A 21,072-nucleotide genomic window follows, 5' to 3' on the forward strand; every position below is an offset into this window, starting at 1 on the left:
ATGCAACGCAACATGCTCAAGTCGAAGATCCACCGCGTCGCGGTCACGCATTGCGAGCTGCACTACGAAGGCTCCTGCGCGATCGACGAAGACCTGCTGGAAGCGGCGAACATTGTCGAAAACGAACGCATCGACATCTGGAACATCAACAACGGCGAGCGTTTCTCGACTTATGCGATCAAGGGCGAACGCGGCAGCGGCATGATTTCGCTGAACGGCTCGGCGGCCCGGCGTGCGCAACTCGGCGATCTGGTGATCATTGCGGCTTTCGCGATGGTCGAGGAGGCGGAACTCAAGGCGGGCTGGAAGCCGGATTTGGTTTTTGTCGACGAAAACAACAAGATCAAGGGCAGCCGCGACCACGTGCCCACCCAGAACTGGACCTGAGCCAGAAGTGGACCTAAGCCGACCCGCCGCCGGGAGCCGCATGGGAGTCGGCCGGTATTGGCCCGTATCAGTCCCGTATTCGCCCGAATCAGGCCGGTATTCGGCCAGTACCTGAAGCCGGTGTTCGGCCGCTCCCTGGGCCGCCGTCCCAGGGGCCAGTATTCGGCCGGCTCCCTGCCGAACTGCCGCCCGCATGGCAGCCCCAGCCGTCGCTCGCCGCCCGCTCAGCCTTTCTTCGCGGCGCCGTTCGTCCACTGGATGATCGGCTCCCACTGCTCCAGATCCTTCTCCACGCGGCTTTTCGCGACGTCCCACAGCGTCAGGCCGTGTGCGGCGAGCTGCACGTAGTTCTGCGTGTCCCGCAAGTAACCGAGCACGGGCAGCTTCAGCCCCTCCACGAAACGGTGCAGTTGCTCCGCCGAGCGCGTGCGCGCGTCCACTCGCATGCCGACCACGCCGACCTCGATTGCCCCTTTGCTGACCGCCTTTTCCTTAGCCAGCCGCTCCAGGAAGTCCTGGGTGGCGAGGATGTCGAACATGGACGGCTGCAGCGGCACGATCACCTTGTCCGCCAGTTCGAGCGCGACGTTCATGCGATTGCCGTGCAACCCGGCGGGGGTGTCGATGATCGCGTGCTCGAGTCCCTTCGGCGGTTTGACGGGCGTCTCGGGGTTGACCTCCCACGTTTCGATGGCGGGCAATGTGTCGGGCCGCAACGACAGCCACGCGTGCGCCGACTGCTGCTTGTCAAGATCGGCGAGCGCCACCCACTCGCCGCTCGCGGCGAAATAGCCGGCCAGATTCGTCGACAGCGTGCTCTTGCCCACGCCGCCCTTCGGATTCGCCACCACGATTACCGTCATGAATACTCCCGGAAAGAAGGCTGGGCAATGCCAGCCGGTTTGCCGCTTTCTGCTTCGGGCTTGCCGCCCTGTTGTCGCGCCCGCGTGCCGCTTTGCGAGGCTGCGGGTCCGCGCGCGCCGATCCAGCCGTTGATAATATCGACAAATGCAGCGAGGCCGAAGCCCCCGAACGGCTAATCGGCCGTCGTCCGTCAGCGAATCCATCTTTCGAGGAAGCCGATCAATGAGCAAGCTCCGTCCGGAATACACCGTCGAACGCCTGCACGAACGCCAGAAGGGCAAGCTGCCGGGCTTGCTGGGCGTGCATGTGCTGTCGCTGGACGAAGGCATGCTGAGCGCGGAACTGACCGTGCGCGAAGAACTGCTCGCGCCCAACGGCTTCTTGCACGCGGCCACGGTAATCGGTCTCGCGGACACCGCCTGCGGCTACGCGTGCCTCGCCCATCTGCCGGAAACGGCGCGCAACTTCACGACGGTCGAGCTGAAAAGCAACTTCGTCGGCACGGCGACCGAGGGCACGATTCGCGCCGTCGCAAAAGCCGTGCACCTCGGCCGCAGTACGCAGGTGTGGGACGCAACCGTCACCGATCCGGCGGGCAAGACCATCGCGCTCTTTCGCTGCACGCAAATCGTGTTGTATTGACGCGCGGGACGCAGCGGACGAGGCAACTGGAGCGAACCTGCCGGTTGCCCTTCGCCATTTTTGCGCGCAACGCGAGCAACAGCGGGTCGTGTCGGCGCTCAGCTGACTGCCGCCGCCAATGCCGCGAGGTCGAGATGCTCCGCGAGCGTGTCGGCCAGCCGATCCAGCGACGCTTCACGTAACGCGGGGTAGTCGATCGCTTCGGCGTCGCTCAGCCCGGCCCACGCCAGCAGCGCCGCGCAAGCGGCCGGCGTGTCGAACAGCCCGTGCACGTAGGTCGCCAGAATTTGCCCATCGGCGGAAATCGCGCCATCCGGGCGCGCGGTGCCGGGTTGAGCGATGTGGCCACGTTGGCCCGCGTGGCCTGCCTCGTGCGCCTGCGCCCCGGAGCTTTTCCGGCCTCGTCCAGTGATCCCGCTCGCCTCGTCTGCTTCGTCAAGACGCAGTGCCGGCGACTCGAGCGCTGGCCCCCGCGTCTCGCCCATATGAATCTCGTAGCCGGCCACTTCCGGCAAGCCGGGCAGCGTGAGCCGCCCGGTCACGTTCACGAGCGTCTTCTCGCGCGTCAGTACCGTCGAGTAGTCGAGCCAGCCGAGCCCTGCGGACGCACCGGGCGCACCTTCCACGCCGTGCGGGTCGGCCACCTCGCGGCCCAGCATCTGCATGCCGCCGCAGATGCCGATCACCCGCCCGCCATAGCGCAGGTGCCGTTGCAGCACCGCGTCCCAGCCGTTCGCTCGCAGGAACGCGAGGTCGCCCCGCACGTTCTTCGAGCCCGGCACGATGATCAGATCCGCGGGCGGCGGCGTCATGCCGCTGCGCACGTAGTGGAAATCGACTTGCGGATGGGCGCGCAGCGCGTCGAAATCCGTATGGTTGCTGATGTGCGGCAACACCGGCACCACCACCCGCAGGGTGCGCGCGGCGTCGCCGCGCTGCGCGGCGCGCAGCTCGGGCGGCAGCATGTCCTCGGCGTCGAGCGTCAATCCGTGCAGATAGGGAATCACGCCGAGCACCGGCTTGCCGGTCTTCGCTTCGAGCCAGTCGAGGCCCGGCTTCAGCAGCCCGATATCGCCGCGAAAACGGTTGATGACGAAGCCGCGCACGCGCGCCTGCTCGCTCGCCGACAGGCAGGCGAGCGTGCCCGTCAGATGCGCGAAGACCCCGCCCCGGTCGATGTCTGCCACCAGCACCACCGGACAGTCCACGGCCTCGGCAAAACCCATGTTCGCGATGTCGCGCTCGCGCAGGTTGATCTCGGCCGGGCTGCCCGCGCCCTCCACGAAAATCGTGTCGTATGCCGCTTGCAGCCGCGCATACGATTGCAGCACCGCCTCGAAGGCGACCGGCTTGTAGTCGTGATACGCGCGGGCGTCGAGATTCATGCGCGCCTTGCCGTGGATGATCACCTGCGCGCCGCGATCGCTCGTCGGCTTGAGCAGCACGGGGTTCAGGTCGGTGTGCGCGGCGATCCCGGCGGCCACTGCCTGGAGGGCCTGCGCGCGCCCGATTTCACCGCCGTCAACGGTGACCGCGCTGTTGAGCGCCATGTTCTGCGGCTTGAACGGCGCCACGCGCACACCGGCGCGCCGCGCGAGCCGGCACAAACCGGCGACGAGCGTGCTCTTGCCGGCGTCGGACGTGGTGCCCTGGATCATCAGCGTGCCGCGCGGCACGACTGGCGCGTCGAGCGGAATCTGCGGCGGGATCGGTTGGGTGCTCACGGAAACCTTGAACTCGACGATGAAAAGGAATGGTGGGCCGCATTATCCCATCGCGCCGGCCCGCTCTGCACGCCGGCACGCCGGTACAATCACGCGATGATTTCCCGCGACCTCACCTTCGTTCTCGGCGGCGCGCGCTCGGGCAAGAGCGTGTACGCCGAGCGTCTCGCCGGCCAAAGCGCGCTGCCCGTCACCTACATTGCGACGGCGCGCGTTGCCGGCGACGCCGAATTCAACGCGCGCATCGCGCATCATCGCGCGCGGCGCCCCGCGCATTGGCGCCTTCTGGAAGCGGATCTCGACCTCGCGGGCGCAGTAGCGCAAGCGGACGCGCCGGGGCACTGCACGCTGATCGACTGTCTGACCTTGTGGCTTGCCAATCTGCTGTGCCCCGCCGACGGCGAGCCGCTGCCGCCGGCTGAATATCAGGCGCGCATCGAGGCGCTTGCGACGGCGCTCGCCACCTCGCGCGGCAAGATCATCGCGGTCAGCAACGAGATCGGCCTCGGCGTCGTGCCGCTCGGCGCGGCCACGCGTCTTTACGTCGACGAACTCGGGCGGCTCAATCAGCGCATTGCGGCGCTCTCAAGCCAGGCCACGATGATGGTCGCGGGCCTGCCGCTCGCTCTCAAAACCGCAGGCGCCGCGTGATGCTGACGCTTCCCCTCATCGTGACGCTCGCCACCGCGGGCGTGGCCGTTGACCGTTGGCTCGGCGAGCCGCGCGGCGCGCATCCGTTGGTGGGCTTCGGCAAGTGGGCGACGCGTCTCGAAGCGCACTACAACCGCGGCCGGCGCCTGCGGCTAAAGGGTCTGCTCGCGTGGGCGCTGGCCGTGTTGCCGCCGGTGCTGGCCGCATGGTGGCTGGTGGCCGTCCTGCCGTTTTTCGCGGCGTGTGCCATGCACGTCGCCCTGCTGTGGTTCGCGCTTGGCGCGCGCAGCCTGCACGACCATATCGAACCGATTGCCAAGGCGCTCGGAAAGCGCGACCTCGCGCAGGCGCGCTTGCTGACCGCACGGATCGTCTCGCGGGAAACCGCGCATGCGGACGAAGCCGCGCTGTCGCGCGCCGCAGTCGAATCGGCATTGGAAAACGGCAACGACGCAATTTTCGGCGCGCTCTTCTGGTTCGCGATCGCGGGTGGTCCCGGCGCACTCGGCTTTCGCCTCGCCAATACGCTCGATGCCATGTGGGGCTACCGCACGCCGCGTTACTTGCGCTTCGGTTGGGCGGCCGCGCGCCTCGACGACGTGCTCAACTGGATTCCCGCGCGCCTCACCGCCGCGAGCTACGCGCTGCTCGGCGACACGCGCACGGCCTGGCGCTGCTGGCGCGAGCAGGCGCCGCGCTGGGACAGCCCGAACGCCGGCCCGGTCATGGCCTCGGGGGCCGGCAGCCTGAATGTGCTGATCGGCGGCCCGGCGGTTTATCACGGCGCGCTCGAACACCGGCCCACGCTCGGCTTCGGCCATCCCGCCAAGGCCGCGCACATTACAGCGGCGCTGATGCTGGTCGAGCGCACCATGATTCTGTGGCTCGCGGTGCTGATCGTGCTGGCCTTGTTGAGCGTGCCGCTGCATGTCTGAACGAATCGCCGACTCGCGCTTTGCTCGCGCTGCGCAGCGCGAGCAAAGCGCCCTGCCAGCCGATGTTCCCGCGACGCCCCGCGCGCCGATCACGCACGGCGGCAATCTGCACGAAGCGGCCGAGCGCTATGGAATTCCGTACGACGAGTGGCTGGATCTGTCGACGGGGATCAATCCGCATGGCTATCCGGTGCCGCCCGTGCCCGCCGCAGCATGGCGCCGCCTGCCCGACGAAGGCGACGGCCTTCCCGACTGCGCCGCGCGCTATTACGGCGCGCCCGACGCCGCGCACGTGTTGCCCGTCGCCGGAAGCCAGGCGGCGATCCGCGCGCTGCCGGCCTTGTTGCCGCGAGGCCAGGCCGGCGTCGCGCCGCTCACTTACAGCGAATACGCACCGGCTTTCGAGCGCGCGGGTCATGGCGTCATGCCGCTCGACATTGCCTGCGACACATTGCCCGCAGCGCTCACGCACGCAATCGTCGTGAATCCGAACAATCCGACCGCTCACCATCTGAGCGCTGAAAAGCTGCTCGCCTGGCACGCGCAACTGAGCGCGCGCGGCGGCACGCTGCTCGTCGACGAAGCCTTTGCCGACACGATGCCCGCCGCGTCGCTCGCAACGCACGTCAATCGTGAAGGTCTGATCGTGCTGCGCTCGCCGGGCAAGTTTTTTGGCCTCGCAGGCGTGCGCGCCGGTTTCGTGCTGGCATCGCCGGCCATGCTCGAACGGCTGTGCCGCGCGCTCGGCGCCTGGACCGTCAGCGGCCCGGCGCGTCATGCCGTGAAGGCGGCATTCGCGGATCACGGCTGGCAACAGCAGATGCGCTCGCGACTCGCCGCGGACAGCGCGCGTCTCGTCGACCTGCTGCAAGCGCATGACATCCGCAGCCGGGCCACGCCGCTCTTCGCATGGACCGACGACCCGCGCGCCGCGGCCTTGCATGAAGCTCTCGCCACACGCGGCGTATGGACGCGGCTTTTCGCGTCGTCGGGTAGCGTGCGTTTCGGCTTGCCTGGCAGTGAGGCGGAATGGACGCGCCTGCAAGACAGCTTGCGCGACGCGATGGCGGCAGTGGCGGCGCGGCGGACGACGGCGGCGACCGGCGCCCAGGCACCCGAATCAGGCTGAGGCGTTTGACCGCTGCAACGCTCTTGCGCCTCGCCGCACCGCTCTTACGTTCAACGCACATTTCGACATTGGAATCGATGACATTCTTCGCGCGCCTTGCCCGTTCGATCCCCGCCGCCTTGACTGCCGCTCTGATTGTCCCCTTGATTGCCGTCGCGTTGCCCGCGAATGCCAGCATCACTGTGACCGACGACACGGGCGCCGTGGTCAGCCTGCCCGCTGCGGCTCAACGCGTGATCAGCCTCGCGCCGCACGTCACCGAGCTTCTGTACGCGGCGGGCGGCGCGTCGAAGATGGTGGGCGCCGTGTCATACAGCGACTATCCGCCCGAGGCAAAACAACTGCCGCGCGTCGGCGACAACAAGTCGCTCGACCTCGAACGCATCGTTGCGCTCAAGCCCGATCTGATCGTGGTGTGGCGGCACGGCAACGCGCAACGTCAGCTCGACCGACTGCGCGAACTGCACATACCGTTGTACTTCAGCGAGCCGCATCATCTGGACGATGTGGCCGTTTCACTGACCAGGCTCGGCCAGCTGCTCGGCACGTCGTCCGTGGCGGATTCAGCGGCGGCCGCGTATCGTCGCGAGATTGCGCAACTGCGCGCGCAGTATGCGAAACGGCCGGCAGTGAACGTGTTCTATCAGGTGTGGGATCAGCCGTTGATGACGCTCAACGGCGAGCATATGGTCAGCGACGTCATCGAGCTATGCGGCGGCCGCAACGTGTTCGCAGCGCTGCAACCGCTCGTGCCCACGGTTTCCACAGAAGCAGTGCTCGCCGCGAACCCGGAGGCCATTGTCACCGCTGCTCCCGGTGCGACCAGACCGGACACTGCGTTGCCGCAACTCGGCGCATGGCGCGCATGGCCGCGGCTACTGGCGGTGGCGAACAACAACCTGTTCGCGATCGACGGCGATCTGATCAATCGGCCCGCGCCGCGCATCGTGGAAGGCGCGGCGCAGATGTGCGCAGACCTCGAACTGGCGCGCTCGCGCAGGAAGTAGAACGTAGCGGAAGATGGAGACAAGCGGCGCGCCAATATGCGCCGCGACGCTCCGTGACACTTGCTCTGACGGCAGCTACGCTGAGCGCCACTCGGGCGATGCGGAAAGAAACGCAGTGCCAGTCAGTCACGCGCGGTACAGTCCGCAACGGTGAACGACACGCAGCGCGATCTCGCGCCCGCGAACTCCCGCGCGCCTCACAACGCTCACCCTCAAGCGTTCCACTTCACAAGCGACCACGGCTGCCCCTCATCGCCGCGACGCAACCAGACCATGCCGCCCGTTTCGAGCGACCATCGCAAGCAGCATTCGAGCGGCACGCCAAGCGCCAGCGAAGCGAGCGCGCGCATCACGCCCGCGTGCGTCACCACATAGGCGGGTGAAAGCTCACGAGTCTGCGTGTAGGCATCGAACCACGCCCGCACGCGCATGACGAACTGCGCGACACTCTCGCCGCCATGCGCTCGCGCGTGTTCGAAGTTGGCCGCCCAGTCGTCAAGCAGTTCGCGATCTATCGCGTCCCAGCGACGCTCTTCCCAGTCGCCAAAATTCATTTCCTTCAGGCGGTCGTCGTGACTCAGCACGCAGCCGAAGTCGTTTGCCAATTCGACGGCGAGCGCCGAGCAGCGCGTCAACGGACTCGACATCACGACGCGCGGTGCGGGCACCTGCAAGCCCGCAAGCCGCAATGCGAGCGCGGCGGACGACACGTCCGCGGCTTCGGCGAGCGCCACATCGCTGTGGCCGTAGCACACGCCCGCGTCGAGCGCGACCGCGGGATGGCGAATCAGGACGATATCCATGCGAGCCCTGCCAGATAGATGCTCAGTTCGAAAACCTGCTGCGCAAAGCCGAGGCAGTCGCCGGTGTAACCGCCTATGCGCCTCATGAAATAACGGCCCATCGCAAAGCGCAGCACCGCGAGCATTGCGAGCGTCGCAGCGGCAAAGCGCCAGTCCGCCGAAGAGAAGCCGCGCAAGCCGTCCGGCCATAACAGCCACGGCAAGCCGAAGAGCGCCGCGCACGCCAGCGCCGGGACGCTCAGACGTTGCGCAACCGGCTTCGCCTTGCCTTCGGCACGCACATAGTCGAGCGAGGCCAGATAGCTGATTGCACAGGCGCGGCTTGCTGCATGGGCTGCGATCATCAGTCCGGCAGCCCGCAGCGGCGGCAACGCGGCGAGCGTCTGCCACTTGAGCGCGAGCGCGATGACGAGCGCAATCGCGCCGAACGCGCCAATGCGCGAGTCATGCATGATGCGCAACACATCGTCGCGCGTATAGGCGCCACCGAACGCATCCACGCAATCGGCAAGACCGTCCTCGTGAAACGCGCCGGTAATCAGCAGCGACGCGGCCATCGACAGCAACACCGCCACGCCCGCCGGAAACACGCGCAACGCCGTCAGATAGACAAGCGCACTTAAGCCGCCGATCAGCACGCCGACGAGCGGAAAATAGCGCGCCGCCGCGTTCAGATAGTGCGGTTCGTAACCGACCCAGCGCGGCACGGGCACACGCGTGAAGTACCCGAGCGCGGTGAAAAAGTAGCGCAATTCCGCCAGCGGATTCATAGGTGCGTGCTCGCGTGCGTGTTGTGGGATGAACCGCTGCGCGCCCCTCAGGCTTCGCGATTCGCGACGCCGGCCGATTCGAAGCTCGCCATCTCGTTGATGAACGCGCAGGCCGCGCGCAGCAGCGGCACGGCAAGCGCGGCGCCGGTGCCCTCGCCCAGCCGCATGTCGAGCGACAACAGCGGCCGCGCGCCAAGATGCTCGAGCATGCGCTGGTGCCCCGCTTCGTTCGACGCATGAGCAAACACGCAGTAATCGCGCACGCTCGGTGCAATCGCGTTGGCCGCGAGCAGCGCTGACCCGGCGATGAAGCCGTCGACGACAATCGTCATGCGCGCTTGCGCCGCCGCGAGGTAGGCGCCCGCCATCATCGCGATTTCGAAACCGCCGAAGGTTGCGAGCACATCGAGCGGTTCATGCGACGCCTCATGATGCGCGAGCGCTGCCGCCAGCACGTTGCGCTTGTTCGCGAGCCCCGCGTCGTCCAGACCCGTGCCGCGGCCCACGCACTCGTCGATAGGCAGGCCGCACAGGCGGCTCATCAGACACGCCGCCGCCGACGTATTTGCAATGCCCATCTCGCCGAAGCCGATCACGTTGCTGCCGAGCGCCGCATGATGCCGCACGCGCGCCGCGCCCGCCTGCATCGCCGCGAGCGCCTGCTCGCGCGTCATTGCCGGTTCCTGCGCGAAGTTGCGTGTGCCCGCAGCGACCGGAATGTCGATCAGCCCGTCGCTGCGCGGCAGCGGTGTGGAAATGCCCGCGTTCACCACCTCGAGCTCCATGCCGGCGACGCGGCTCAGTGCATTCACCGCCGCGCCGCCCGCGAGGAAATTCGCCACCATCTGCGCGGTCACCGCTTGCGGATACGGGCTCACGCCTTCGGCGGCAATGCCGTGGTCGCCGGCAAACACGATCAGCGTGGGGCGTTGCACAACGGGACGCGTGCTGTGCTGGATCAATCCCATTTGACAAGCGAGCGCTTCGAGCAGACCGAGGCTGCCAGGCGGCTTCGTCTTCGTATCGATGATGTGCTGAAGCTCCGCGCGCAAGCTCTGATCGAGCGGTTCAACTTCGGGCAATGCGGACGGAGCGGGCAGAGAAGTCATGAGTTGGTCGAGATAGATGATGTTGTGGTCTGGCTAGCGGCGTGCGGCCGCGTCATGAACCGAAGGCGATTCATGACGCGAACCCAGCGCGGGAATTAGCGCCTCGTGCTCGCCGTCGCGAATCAGAATCAGCGGGTAGCCGAACACGCGGCTCGTCAACGCGGGCGTCAGGACATCGCGCACGGGGCCCGCATATGCTGCGCCGTTGCCATCCAGCAGCAGCGCGTGGGTTGCGAAGCGACGCGCGAGGTTCAGGTCGTGACACGAAAACAGCACGCTACGCCCCGGCTCGCGCGTCCATTCACTGAGCGCTTCGAGACACTCGATCTGATGATGCAGGTCCAGATGAGAAAGCGGTTCGTCGAGCAGCAGAAGCGGCGCTTGCTGACATAACACCGCGGCGAGCGCGACGCGCTGACGCTCGCCCCCGGAGAGCGACAGCACGTCGCGCGCGGCGAGGCGAGTGAGGCCCAGCAGATCGAGCGCGGCGCGCGCGGCAGCGCGGTCGGCCTCGCGCTCCCAGCCCCAACCGGTCAGATGCGGGAAGCGGTTGAGCATGACAATGTCGAGCACACTTGCGCTGAACGTGTCGGGCGCGCTTTGCGGCATCAGCGCACGACGCTGTGCGAGTTGTTGAGCGTGCCAGTCGACAAGACGTGTGCCGTCGAGTTCGACGTGGCCCGCGAACGCTTGCCGCAATCCTGCGAGCGTCGATAGAAGCGTTGTCTTGCCGGCGCCGTTCGGACCCGCGACACACCAGATCTCGCCCGCGTAGAAAGTGTGCGTGAACGCGTCGAGCAAGGTACGCGAGCCCGCGCGCAAGGTCACGCGTTGGGCGCTGAGGGCGGGCTCGGCCCGGTTGGCTGTGTGCATCATCGGGGAGCGCGCAGCAGCATCCACAGGAACACCGGCACGCCGATAATCGACGTGATCACGCCGACCGGCAATTGCGCCGGCGCGATCACGAGGCGCGCGATCAGGTCGGCGCCCATCACCGCGACGCCGCCAGCGAGCGCCGCCGCGGGCAGCAGCATGCGTTGATCGTTGCCGAATGCAAGCCGCAACACATGCGGCACCACCAGCCCGATAAAGCCGATGGTGCCCGCGGTCGTCACGGCCGCCGCCGCGGCGAGCGAGGCCGCCAGATAGACGCGCAGCCGCAGCGGCACCACCGCCACGCCCAGCGCTTGTGCGACTGCATCGCCTCGTAGCAGCACATTCAGGCGCGGCGCAACGGGGACGATCGCGAGCAACACGACGACGAGCGCAGCCAGCGCCGTCCACGGCATCGCATTGCCGTTGAGGTCGCCGGTAAGCCAGAACAGCATGCCGCGCAAACGGTTGTCGGGCGCCACATTCAGCAGCAACGTGATCAGCGCGCCCCAACCGGCGGCGATCACCGCGCCCGTCAACAGCAGACGCGGCGACGTGTCCTGCGGTTCACCGCGCCAAAGCTCGCGGCGTGCGAGGCCGAGCACGAGAAGAATCGACACGAATGCGCCCGCGAATGCCGATACGTCGACGAGCCACCACGAGCAGCCGGCGATCATCGCGACCAGCGCGAAGCTCGCGGCCCCGCCGGACACGCCGAGCACGTAGGGCTCGGCAAGCGGATTGCGCAACAACACTTGCAGCAGCGCGCCGGCCACCGCGAGCAATGCGCCGCACGCAAAACCGGCCAATGCACGCGGCAAACGCAGCGTGCGGACAATTTCTGCCGCGAGATCGGCAGACGCGCCTTGCGAAGACGACGCATGCAACGGTGAAAGCGCCTCCATCACGCTGACCGGTGCGACCGACACGCTGCCCAACGCGAGCGACGCCATCAACACGACCAGCGCGGCGAGCGCGAGCACGAGCCAGATGGCGGCGGCGCGCTTCGCGCTCATGGCGTGGAGCGTGGCGGGCAGCGAAGCCGGGGAACGGTTCATAGGGTTCATAGGAGCGCTCCCGGCATGGCGCGCGTATTACTGCTGCTGCCAGCCGACCGTGACATACGCACCGCGCCGCGGCGAGTTATACGAGTAGGCCGTTTCATAGTCCTTGTTCAACAGATTCTGGATTTGCGCCGCCACGTACCACGCTTTCGTGATGTTGTAACGCGCGGACAGATTGACGATGCCGTAACCGCCCAGCTTGCCGCTGCTGTCTTCACGCGGACCGCTCACAATCCACTCGCCGCCCACGCGCCACCCCGCGATGCTGCGATTCACCGCGAGCGACGCAAAACGGCGCGCGCGCCGCACGAGGTCCACGTCGTTGTCGAGATCGACCGGATTTTGCAGCGTCACCGCTGCGCGCACGTCGGTCCTGCCGACATGTCCGCTCCACGATCCTTCAATGCCCTGCACTTTCGCATGCCCCACGTTCTCGGCGAGATAGATGCCAGGCGTGACCTGCCGATAGTCGATCAGATTCGAATAGCGCGTCTGGAAAGCGCTCAGCCGCATTACGCCAAGCGCGTTGGACGCGTATTGCAGCGCAGCTTCGAGCGAGTGGCTACGCTCGGGCTGGATCGACGGATTGCCGCTTAACGGATAGTACAGATCGTCGAAGCTCGGCGCGCGAAACGAATCGGCATAGCTTGCGCTTACCTTCCAGTGCGACGTGATGTCGAACCCGTAGCCGAGATAGTAACTGTTCGCTCCACCGAAATCCGAGTACTGATCGCGCCGCACGTTCGCCTGGATCTGGCTGCGTCCGAGCCGCGCCGTATAGCCCGCAAAAGCAGAATCCACGCGACGGGTGGGCGCGGCGAACGTATCGGAGTCGAGGCTCTGGTCCAGGTGCTCATAGCCCACGCGTAGCTTCTGCTGCGCGGCGAGCGCGAAATCGTTCTGCCATGTGTACTGCCGGTTGTCGGTATCGAAGCGGCCGTTGTACAGGCCGTTGGTGTTCGACACGCTGCGATCGTCGCCTTCGGAGACGATCAGATGCGTGGTCCACCAGTCGGTCAGCTTGCCGTTCGCAAACGCCGACACCTGGCGCACCTTCGTGTACAGATTGTTCAGATCGGTCGGCGTGCCGTACGCGTTGTCGTAGCTGGTGTTGCCGTTCGACTGGAAGTAGGTGACGCCCGCGTCCCACTTGTCGCTGAACTTGTGGCGCAGCGAAGCCGAGACGCTCTCGTTCAGGTAGCCGTTAGCGTTGGGATTGGCATTGGGCGCCTCGCGCGGATCGAGCGCGGAAAAACCGTCGTCTTTCGAGCGCGCGAGCGAAATGCTGAAGGTCGTGCGGCCGTCTTTGTCCAATGCGCCGTTGGCGCCGACCTGCTGTGTCTGCGTGTGATAGCTGCCGTAGCCCACCGAGAAATTGAAGCGCGGCGGGTGATCGCCGCCGTCCTTCGTGAACACCTGGACCACGCCGCCTATCGCACCGGAGCCATATAACGCGGACACGTTGCCGTTCACGACTTCGACGTGGTCGATCTGATCGAGCGGAATCTGGGCGATTTGCGCGGCGCCGAGACTCACTGAATCGACGCGCACGCCGTCGATCAGCACGAGCGATTGCGTGGTCGATGCACCGCGCAAATAGAGGCTAGCCGTCGAGCCGGGGCCACCTGTGCGCGAGATTTGCGCGCCGGGAGCAAGTTGCAGCAGGCCGGGCAGATCGGTTGCGGCGGTGTCGGCAATGTCCTGCTGATCGAACAGCGCCGTTTGCGGAATGGCGTCGGCGAGCGGTTGCGGTCCGCGCTCGGCAGTGACCACGACGGGCGACAACACGTTGAACGAGGAGTCAGCGCTTGCAGGCGCCGTGGCCTGAGCATGCGCGAGAGACGGCAGCCCTGCAAAAGCGAGCAGCGCCGCGCGGGCGATGGGGGACAGCATGAAATGAGAGTTCCCGTGGATGGCGTGCGCGGCCCGCTTCCCCGCAGGCCCTCGCGTAACGGGGCGCGTGCGTTTTTAACATTTCGCAGTTGCGCCCCTCCCTCTGGCCGGTATCCGGGCTAACGACTTTCGATCCCGCCTTCCCACGCGTGACGCGCAGTGGCACACTCGCGAGTTGAACCGGAACTCGCGATGGGGATCGAACTGCAAAGCGCGAGTTGCTGGCCGGAACTGCTAGCCAGTTGTCACCCAGTCGTCACCCGTATGGCAGTACTGAACTGCAATACGAGCGCAACACGAGCGCGCCAATGCGGTCGCTTACCGTTGCGGGGGCAGCGCAGGTTAGCGCGTTCAGGTGAGCCGCGCGCCCTGCTTCCCGTTTAACTGCGCGCACAGTGACATGCGCGCGGGCACCAGAGTGCGGCCAGTGTATGAGCGGCGTCGGGGTCAGTCAAGAATGCGGGCTGTATGAGCGATTCATTCGGACAGGGTCGAACTTCTGTCCGACGCGATCCCCGCCATGCGAGTAGTTTTTCTTCTTCAGTCGAAAAAAGCCTGCAAAAAGCGGTGTTGTTACGTCTCGAAACGAGACAATTGTCGGAACGTGCGACATTCCGCGCTAAAATGCGAGGTCTTTAGAGGACGCAGCACATGCTCACCGAACTCGAAACACTTTCACAGAATATCGGCAAGCTGATCGCGATCAGCCAGCGCCACAATGAAGCGCGTATCGCGCTCGAAGAGCAACTCGCGCAGTCGCGCGCCGAAGCAGAAGCCACGCGCACGGAACTTGCGCTGCTGCGCGAGGAACGCGACGCACTGCAGGCGGAGCGCGACGCGCTGTCGGCCAAGATCGACGACGCCCAGGTGCGCTTGAACGCGATCCTCGAAAAATTGCCGCGTGCGCGCGCGCACAACGAGCCGGACAACCAGCTCGATCTGCTCGAGCCCGTTCAGCATGAAGTGCAAGCGGAGAGCGACGCCACACGCCACGGAGAAAATGCATGACCACCAAGCAGATCGAAGTATCGATTCTCGGCGTGCCCTATCGTCTTGCCTGCTCGCCGGAAACGGAAGGCGCGCTGCTCGAAGCAGTCGCGCGGGTCGACGCGGAAATGTCGAAGATCCGCAATAACAGCAACGTGCGGGGCACGGATCGCATTGCTGTCATGGCCGCGCTGTCGCTGGCATCCGAACTGCTTAAGCTGCAACAAAGCGTGCGTCACGGAGAAGCATTTCCCGCTGAGGAAATCCGGCGTACAATGCATCAAATGAACGAGCAACTGGGTACTGTCATCGCGCAGTACAGCGTGCAGTAAGCGGCAGTTGCGAGTCGCATGTTTATCGGTTTAGCTTCCCTGCCTGGTTCGCCAAGGTCATATATTCCTTGAACCAATGCCATGTGCACGGTTGCGGAAATTTGTAGCACGGGTGTGCGCGTCACTCTGTCTGATGTACCCGAAGTGCTGCTAACTGCGACCAATTCTGAACCTTCGGTTCAGGATGCCGGCCTAGCGGCTAAGGCGGGGACCATATGTGGAACGGCATCGGACTTGCGTCCGGTGCCGTTTTTGTTTGTGCCTCGCGTCCTGCGTCTCTTTCCCTGCTTCTTCAAACTCTTAACGTTCAATTCGATTCATGCGCTACTGGCTAATGAAGTCCGAACCGGACGAAGCAAGCATCGACCATCTCGCCAACGCTCGGCACCGCACGCTGCCGTGGACGGGCGTGCGCAACTATCAGGCGCGCAACTTCATGCGCGACGCCATGCAAGTGGGCGACGGTGTGCTGTTCTATCACTCGAGCTGCCCGGAGCCGGGCATCGCGGGGCTCGCTGAAGTAGCGTCTACCGCGTATCCGGACCCCACGCAGTTCGACAGCAAGAGTCCGTATTACGACCCCAAGTCGTCGCACGAAACGCCGCGCTGGCTGCTGGTCGACGTCGTGTTCAAGAAGAAAATTCCGCTGATTCCGCTCGCGGCTTTGCGCGAGCACGAAGAGTTGAAAGACATGCGGGTGCTTGCACGAGGCAACCGTCTGTCGATCACGCCGGTGACCGAAGCGGAGTGGCGCTTCATCACGACGCGGCTTGTCTGAACCGACCGGCGTTGGCTGCGGGTCGGCGTGCGCCGTGTCGAGCGATGCGACGCACATTGCACGCGCAACTCGCGGGCCTACGGTGCGTGGGTGCGTGCAAGTGTCGCGCGTGAAGCGCTCCGCTCTGTCGAAGTCCAGCAACTTCAAGCAAGGTCAAATTAGGGAACCAAGCTCAGGTTACGAGCGCCTAACGGACTCGCAACGGCACATGCAAGCACCATGCCGCTGCATTGCGCGCACTCGCGGCGCGCCATCCTGTTCAAGCAAGGAGTCCAACAATGACGAAACACACCGCACGTGCCCTCGCTTTCGCGCTCGTCTGCGCGGCACCTGCTGCGCTCGCGCTTTCCCCGGCCGTCGCGCGGGCCCAGACTGTCGCGCCCTATCAACCTGCCGGCGTGCTGTCGCTCAATGCGCAGGCCAGCGCCGAGGTGCCGCAAGACGTCGTGGATATCACGCTCTTTTACGAGCAGGAAGCAAGCGACCCGTCGTCGCTCACTTCCACGCTGAACCAGCGCGCCGATTCGGCGCTGCAAAAAGCCAAGGGCGTGAGCGGCGTGACCGCGCGCACCGGTTCGTTCTCGATTTATCCGTCCACCGATCGCGACGGCCGCATCTCCGCATGGCGCGGGCGCACGGAGGTCGTGCTCGAATCGCACGACTTTGCCGCGGCGTCGAAGCTCGCGGGGCAACTGGCATCCGTCATGCAGGTCGGCAATGTGCAGTTCTCGCTGTCGCCAGCAGCGCAGCGCGCCGCCGAACAGAAGCTCACCGCCGAAGCGATCAAATCGTTTCGCGAGCAGGCCGCTTCGTCTGCCCAGGCGTTCGGCTACAGTGGCTATTCGATCCGCGAGGTCAACGTCGGGCACAACGGCGTCATGCCGCGCCCCGTCATGATGATGAGCGCGCGCGCCATGGGCGCCGAAGCGAAAACGGCTGCGCCGGTGCCCATAGAAGGCGGCACGTCGACGGTCACCGTCAACGTCTCGGGCTCGGTTCAGATGAAGTGACCGCTCACGGCGCCGCTCCTTGTCGACAGCGAGCGGCGCACAGCAAACAGAAACGCCACGGCATGCCGTGGCGTTTTGCTATCCCTCTGCGCGCTTGCTATCGCGCGGCGAATTGCGCGCTCACGGCAACGCGTGCGCTGTTTCGCTGCGGCCGCGCCGATACGACCACACGAGCATCGCAACGCCCACGAGAATCATCGGCAGCGAAAGCCATTGGCCCATCGAGAAGCCCATTGCGAGGAGGCCGAGAAAGTCGTCGGGCTCGCGCGCGAATTCAACCGTGAAGCGCGCAAGGCCGTAGCCGATCAGGAACACGGCGGAAATCGCACCCAGCGGCTTCGGCTTGCGCGAGAAGAAGAACAGCACGAAAAAGAGCGCGACGCCTTCGAGCGCGATCTCGTACAACTCCGAAGGATGGCGCGGCAGCATGTGATATTGCGCAAACACCTCAGTCAGGTGCCATTGCGCGGCCTGTTGCGGATGCGCGGCGAGCCACGCGGCGTCGTCGGACGCGGCGCCGGGAAAGAGCATGGCCCACGGCGCCGAAGGATCGGTCACGCGCCCCCACAGCTCGCCGTTGATGAAGTTGCCAAGCCGCCCCGCCGCGAGCCCGGTCGGCACCATCGGCGCGACGAAGTCCGTGACCTGCAGCCACGAGCGTTTGCGCTGATAGGCGAACAGCACCATCGCAAAGGTCACGCCGAGAAAGCCGCCGTGGAACGACATGCCGCCCTCCCACACCTTGAAAATATCGAGCGGATGCGCGAAGTAAAAGCTCGCCTTGTAGAACAGCACATAGCCGAGCCGGCCGCCGAGAATCGTGCCGAGCACGCCGTAAAACAGCATGTCGTCGATATCTTTCGGCGTCCAGCCTTGGGCGGCCACATACGGCAAACGCAGCCGCAGCCTGCCGACCACGATTGCCGCGATGAACGCGACCAGGTACATCAGTCCGTACCAACGCACGGCAAGCGGCCCCAGGTGAATGGCAACGGGGTCGAAGTTCGGGTGAATGAGCATCGTGTTGTTATGGGCGGTTCGTTCAGAAGCTGGTTGGTGTGGACAGCGCGCGGCATGTGCCGCCTGCGTTGGACGGCTGCACGCGCCATGCGTTCGGCGCCGCTTCGCTAATCGGGGAACGCGGCCTGCTGCACTTCGCCGGCGGCATGCGCGCGCACGATCTCGATGAAGCCCGCAAGCACCGGACTCATCTCGGCGCTGCGCCAGACGAGACCTGTCTCGATAGCGGGCACGGACTCGGACAACGGCCGGTACACGACGCCGGTGCGGCGCAGGTTACGCAGCGATTGCGGCACCAGTGCGACACCCATGCCGGCCGACACCAGGCTCACGATGGTCTGCATCTGTATCGCTTCCTGGCCGACCCGCGGCGCGAAGCCGGCTACGCCGTAGCAATCCATAATGATGTCATAAAAGCCGGGCGCCAAACGCCGCGGGAAGATGACGAGCGGCACATCGGCCACCTCGCGCAGGCTCACCGGCGTGTCGAGCCACTCGGCGCGCGGGTCGCCGGCGCTGCCCGCGGCGGCCGCCACGCGCGCCGCCGTCTGCGTCGACATGGCAATGACGAGCGGCTCACGCTCGATGGGCAGCCACGCAAGCTGGGTGGCATGCCGCGACGGCAGCGGCGCGATCAGTAGGCCCGCGTCGATGCGCCCGGCCACGAGTTCATCCACTTGCACGTCGCTCGTGGCCTCGGTCAGTTCGAGCCGCACGCGCGGATGGCGCGCGCCGAAGTCGCGCAAGAGGCGCGGCAGCAGGCCGTAGTCGGCCGTCGACACGAACGCAAGCGACAGCACCCCCGCCTCGCCGCGCGCAAGGCTTTGCGCGAGCGGCCGCAGCCCTTCCGCGCCGGCCAGCAGCCGTTGCACCTCAGGCAACAGGTCGGCGCCCACCCGCGTGAGCTCGACCGAGCGCTTGGTACGCGCGAACAGCTCGACACCAAGCGTCTCTTCGAGCGCACGAATTGCCTGCGAGAGCGGCGGCTGGGTAATCGAAAGGCGCGCGGCCGCACGGCCGAAGTGCTTTTCTTCGGCGACGGTCACGAAATAGCGCAACTGACGCAGGTCGGGAACGGAGGGCAACATGATTAATACATTTTACGACCTAATGGGCCGCCAATAATATATTGGACACGCATATCGCAAAATAGCATTCTTGGCCGACGCGTCCGAACTACACTGGACCGACCAGCAAAACAGACAGACTGGAGCTCCCCATGCCATACAACCGTCGTTCGCAGAACATCACGCAGGGCGTGGCCCGTTCGCCGAACCGCTCGATGTACTACGCGCTCGGCTATCAGAAGGAAGACTTCGACAAGCCGATGATCGGCGTCGCCAACGGCCACTCTACGATCACGCCGTGCAACGCTGGCCTGCAACGGCTCGCCGACGCGGCCGTCGCCGCGATCAAGGGCGCGGACGCGAATCCGCAGATCTTCGGCACGCCGACCATTTCGGACGGCATGTCGATGGGCACGGAAGGCATGAAGTACTCGCTGGTGTCGCGCGAAGTGATCGCCGACTGCATCGAGACCTGCGTACAGGGGCAGTGGATGGACGGCGTGGTCGTGATCGGCGGCTGCGACAAGAACATGCCGGGCGGCATGATCGGCCTCGCGCGCATGAACGTGCCGGGCATCTACGTGTACGGCGGCACGATCCGCCCCGGCAACTGGAAGGGCACCGACCTCACCATCGTGTCGTCGTTCGAGGCGGTCGGCGAATTCACGGCGGGCCGCATGTCGCAGGAAGATTTCGAAGGAGTCGAACGTAACGCCTGCCCGTCGACCGGTTCGTGCGGCGGCATGTACACGGCCAACACCATGAGCTCGTCGTTCGAGGCGCTCGGCATGTCGCTGCTGTATTCGTCGACGATGGCCAATCCGGATCAGGAAAAGGTCGACTCCGCCGCCGAATCGGCGCGCGTGCTCGTCGAAGCGGTCAAGAAAGACCTGAAGCCTCGCGACATCATCACGAAGAAATCGATTGAAAACGCCGTGGCGTTGATCATGGCGACCGGCGGCTCGACTAACGCGGTGCTGCACTATCTGGCCATCGCGCATGCCGCTGAAGTGGAGTGGACCATCGAGGACTTCGAGCGCATGCGCAAGAAAGTACCGGTGATCTGCAATCTGAAGCCCTCGGGCCAGTACGTCGCGACCGACCTGCACAAGGCGGGCGGCATTCCGCAAGTCATGAAGATTCTGCTCGACGCGGGTCTGCTGCACGGCGACTGCATCACCATTACCGGCAAGACGCTCGCCGAGGAACTGAAGGATGTGCCGGCCAAGCCGCGCGCCGATCAGCAGGTGATCTTTCCGATCGAGCAGGCGCTGTACAAGGAAGGCCACCTCGCGATTCTCAAGGGCAATCTCGCCGAAGACGGCGCGGTCGCCAAGATCACCGGGCTCAAGAACCCGGTCATTACCGGCCCGGCGCGCGTGTTCGACGACGAGCAGAGCGCGCTCGAAGCGATTCTCGCGGACAGGATCGTTGCCGGCGATGTCGTCGTGCTGCGCTACCTCGGGCCGAAGGGCGGACCGGGCATGCCGGAAATGCTCGCGCCGACTTCCGCGATCATCGGCAAGGGACTCGGCGAGAGCGTCGGCCTGATCACCGACGGACGCTTTTCAGGCGGCACCTGGGGCATGGTGGTCGGCCATGTCGCGCCGGAAGCGTTCGTGGGCGGCACGATCGCGCTCGTGCAGGAAGGCGACTCGATCACCATCGACGCCCATAAGCTGCTGCTGCAACTGAATGTCGACGACGCCGAACTGCAACGCCGCCGCGCCGCGTGGCAACAGCCGAAGCCGCGTTATACGCGCGGCGTGCTGGCGAAGTACTCGGCGCTCGCGCTGCCGGCCAATAAGGGGGCGGTCACAGGCTGAGGAAGTGCGCCGTCTGGCGCATGAACGGCGGGCACGGGCAGCCGGCATGGGGCGACTGGCACGAACCGCCGGCACGGGCGACTGACACGCGCGACCAGCACGGGCGGTGGCGCACGGCGGGCTCGCCGCGAGGCATCAAGCCCGGCGCGGGCTGCCGGGCGACAGGCTCTACGTAAAAGCGAAGGGGACGCACGAAAAACC

At 65.7% G+C, this 21,072-nt stretch carries 21 protein-coding genes, 1 other RNA gene and 1 riboswitch; of the genes, 12 read left to right on the top strand and 10 right to left on the bottom strand.

Annotation, left to right across the window (positions count from 1 at the left end):
- Window positions 1-387, top strand: coding sequence for an aspartate 1-decarboxylase (panD, locus tag JNB89_RS18745; RefSeq protein WP_013338480.1), 387 nt, complete (start codon window positions 1-3; stop codon window positions 385-387).
- 224 nt (window positions 388-611) lie between these two features.
- Here panD and JNB89_RS18750 read toward each other — a convergent pair whose 3' ends face one another.
- Entirely contained in the window at window positions 612-1,250 is a 639-nt protein-coding gene (locus JNB89_RS18750; protein ID WP_220363247.1) for a ParA family protein, read from the bottom strand.
- Window positions 1,251-1,473: 223 nt separating this feature from the next.
- Between JNB89_RS18750 and JNB89_RS18755 the strand changes: the two genes are divergently transcribed.
- On the top strand, window positions 1,474-1,893 hold the full coding sequence (locus tag JNB89_RS18755; RefSeq protein ID WP_013338478.1) for a PaaI family thioesterase: 420 nt from the start codon (window positions 1,474-1,476) through the stop codon (window positions 1,891-1,893).
- Between the two features lie 98 nt (window positions 1,894-1,991).
- On the opposite strand, the gene JNB89_RS18760 is transcribed toward JNB89_RS18755, so the two are convergent.
- Complete coding sequence (locus tag JNB89_RS18760) at window positions 1,992-3,551, bottom strand: cobyric acid synthase (protein ID WP_222859000.1); 1,560 nt, start codon at window positions 3,549-3,551, stop codon at window positions 1,992-1,994.
- Window positions 3,552-3,713: 162 nt separating this feature from the next.
- Here JNB89_RS18760 and cobU point away from each other — a divergent pair, with 162 nt between their 5' ends.
- The 4 genes from cobU to JNB89_RS18780 all read left to right on the top strand — a co-directional run bounded on the left by cobU (window position 3,714) and on the right by JNB89_RS18780 (window position 7,339).
- Entirely contained in the window at window positions 3,714-4,268 is a 555-nt protein-coding gene (cobU, locus tag JNB89_RS18765; RefSeq protein ID WP_220363248.1) for a bifunctional adenosylcobinamide kinase/adenosylcobinamide-phosphate guanylyltransferase, read from the top strand.
- Window positions 4,268-5,203, top strand: coding sequence for an adenosylcobinamide-phosphate synthase CbiB (gene cbiB / locus JNB89_RS18770; RefSeq protein ID WP_220363249.1), 936 nt, complete (start codon window positions 4,268-4,270; stop codon window positions 5,201-5,203). The genes cobU and cbiB overlap by 1 nt, the downstream gene beginning before the upstream one ends.
- Window positions 5,196-6,332: a threonine-phosphate decarboxylase CobD gene (gene cobD, locus JNB89_RS18775; protein ID WP_223216806.1), complete on the top strand. Its 1,137-nt coding sequence runs from the start codon at window positions 5,196-5,198 to the stop codon at window positions 6,330-6,332. Before cbiB ends, cobD begins: the two co-directional genes overlap by 8 nt.
- Window positions 6,333-6,409: 77 nt before the next feature.
- Window positions 6,410-7,339: a cobalamin-binding protein gene (locus JNB89_RS18780; RefSeq protein WP_223216807.1), complete on the top strand. Its 930-nt coding sequence runs from the start codon at window positions 6,410-6,412 to the stop codon at window positions 7,337-7,339.
- Between the two features lie 212 nt (window positions 7,340-7,551).
- Here the strand turns inward: JNB89_RS18780 and cobC are convergent, their stop codons facing one another.
- The 6 genes from cobC to JNB89_RS18805 are packed head-to-tail and all read right to left on the bottom strand — an operon-like array spanning window position 7,552 to window position 13,851.
- Window positions 7,552-8,142, bottom strand: coding sequence for an alpha-ribazole phosphatase (cobC, locus tag JNB89_RS18785; RefSeq protein WP_135893207.1), 591 nt, complete (start codon window positions 8,140-8,142; stop codon window positions 7,552-7,554).
- Window positions 8,127-8,912 (bottom strand): adenosylcobinamide-GDP ribazoletransferase, encoded by a 786-nt coding sequence (locus JNB89_RS18790; RefSeq protein ID WP_220363250.1) that lies wholly within the window; start codon window positions 8,910-8,912, stop codon window positions 8,127-8,129. Before JNB89_RS18790 ends, cobC begins: the two co-directional genes overlap by 16 nt.
- A gap of 47 nt (window positions 8,913-8,959) precedes the next feature.
- Window positions 8,960-10,021 carry a nicotinate-nucleotide--dimethylbenzimidazole phosphoribosyltransferase gene (gene cobT / locus JNB89_RS31115; protein WP_220374475.1) on the bottom strand — a complete coding sequence of 354 codons (1,062 nt, stop codon included), beginning with the start codon at window positions 10,019-10,021 and terminating at the stop codon, window positions 8,960-8,962.
- 33 nt (window positions 10,022-10,054) lie between these two features.
- A complete protein-coding gene (locus JNB89_RS31120; RefSeq protein WP_220374474.1) occupies window positions 10,055-10,897 on the bottom strand; it encodes an ABC transporter ATP-binding protein in 843 nt (280 codons plus the stop codon).
- Window positions 10,894-11,952: a FecCD family ABC transporter permease gene (locus JNB89_RS18800; RefSeq protein ID WP_220363262.1), complete on the bottom strand. Its 1,059-nt coding sequence runs from the start codon at window positions 11,950-11,952 to the stop codon at window positions 10,894-10,896. Before JNB89_RS18800 ends, JNB89_RS31120 begins: the two co-directional genes overlap by 4 nt.
- A gap of 36 nt (window positions 11,953-11,988) precedes the next feature.
- Entirely contained in the window at window positions 11,989-13,851 is a 1,863-nt protein-coding gene (locus JNB89_RS18805; protein WP_220363251.1) for a TonB-dependent receptor domain-containing protein, read from the bottom strand.
- A gap of 88 nt (window positions 13,852-13,939) precedes the next feature.
- A riboswitch (cobalamin riboswitch) is annotated at window positions 13,940-14,284 on the bottom strand.
- Between the two features lie 218 nt (window positions 14,285-14,502).
- Between JNB89_RS18805 and JNB89_RS18810 the strand changes: the two genes are divergently transcribed.
- From JNB89_RS18810 to JNB89_RS18830, 5 genes are all read left to right on the top strand, one after another.
- Window positions 14,503-14,859, top strand: a complete 357-nt coding sequence (locus tag JNB89_RS18810; RefSeq protein WP_013338466.1) for an ATPase — start codon at window positions 14,503-14,505, stop codon at window positions 14,857-14,859.
- Window positions 14,856-15,170 (top strand): cell division protein ZapA, encoded by a 315-nt coding sequence (locus tag JNB89_RS18815; protein WP_013338465.1) that lies wholly within the window; start codon window positions 14,856-14,858, stop codon window positions 15,168-15,170. The genes JNB89_RS18810 and JNB89_RS18815 overlap by 4 nt, the downstream gene beginning before the upstream one ends.
- A gap of 33 nt (window positions 15,171-15,203) precedes the next feature.
- Window positions 15,204-15,385: non-coding RNA, 6S RNA (gene ssrS / locus JNB89_RS18820), on the top strand.
- Window positions 15,386-15,489: 104 nt separating this feature from the next.
- Window positions 15,490-15,948, top strand: coding sequence for an EVE domain-containing protein (locus JNB89_RS18825; protein WP_220363252.1), 459 nt, complete (start codon window positions 15,490-15,492; stop codon window positions 15,946-15,948).
- A 278-nt stretch (window positions 15,949-16,226) separates the two neighbouring features.
- Window positions 16,227-16,958: an SIMPL domain-containing protein gene (locus JNB89_RS18830; protein ID WP_013338463.1), complete on the top strand. Its 732-nt coding sequence runs from the start codon at window positions 16,227-16,229 to the stop codon at window positions 16,956-16,958.
- 120 nt (window positions 16,959-17,078) lie between these two features.
- On the opposite strand, the gene lgt is transcribed toward JNB89_RS18830, so the two are convergent.
- Window positions 17,079-17,978: a prolipoprotein diacylglyceryl transferase gene (gene lgt, locus JNB89_RS18835; RefSeq protein WP_220363253.1), complete on the bottom strand. Its 900-nt coding sequence runs from the start codon at window positions 17,976-17,978 to the stop codon at window positions 17,079-17,081.
- 107 nt (window positions 17,979-18,085) lie between these two features.
- Window positions 18,086-19,066 (bottom strand): LysR family transcriptional regulator, encoded by a 981-nt coding sequence (locus JNB89_RS18840; RefSeq protein WP_220363254.1) that lies wholly within the window; start codon window positions 19,064-19,066, stop codon window positions 18,086-18,088.
- Window positions 19,067-19,197: 131 nt separating this feature from the next.
- Here JNB89_RS18840 and ilvD point away from each other — a divergent pair, with 131 nt between their 5' ends.
- The gene (gene ilvD / locus JNB89_RS18845) at window positions 19,198-20,871 is read left to right on the top strand and encodes a dihydroxy-acid dehydratase (protein ID WP_220363255.1); all 1,674 of its coding nucleotides are present in this window, start codon (window positions 19,198-19,200) and stop codon (window positions 20,869-20,871) included.
- Window positions 20,872-21,072 lie beyond the last annotated feature (201 nt).

It is taken from the genome of Paraburkholderia phenoliruptrix (genome assembly GCF_019511605.1).
GTDB lineage: Bacteria > Pseudomonadota > Gammaproteobacteria > Burkholderiales > Burkholderiaceae > Paraburkholderia > Paraburkholderia phenoliruptrix_A.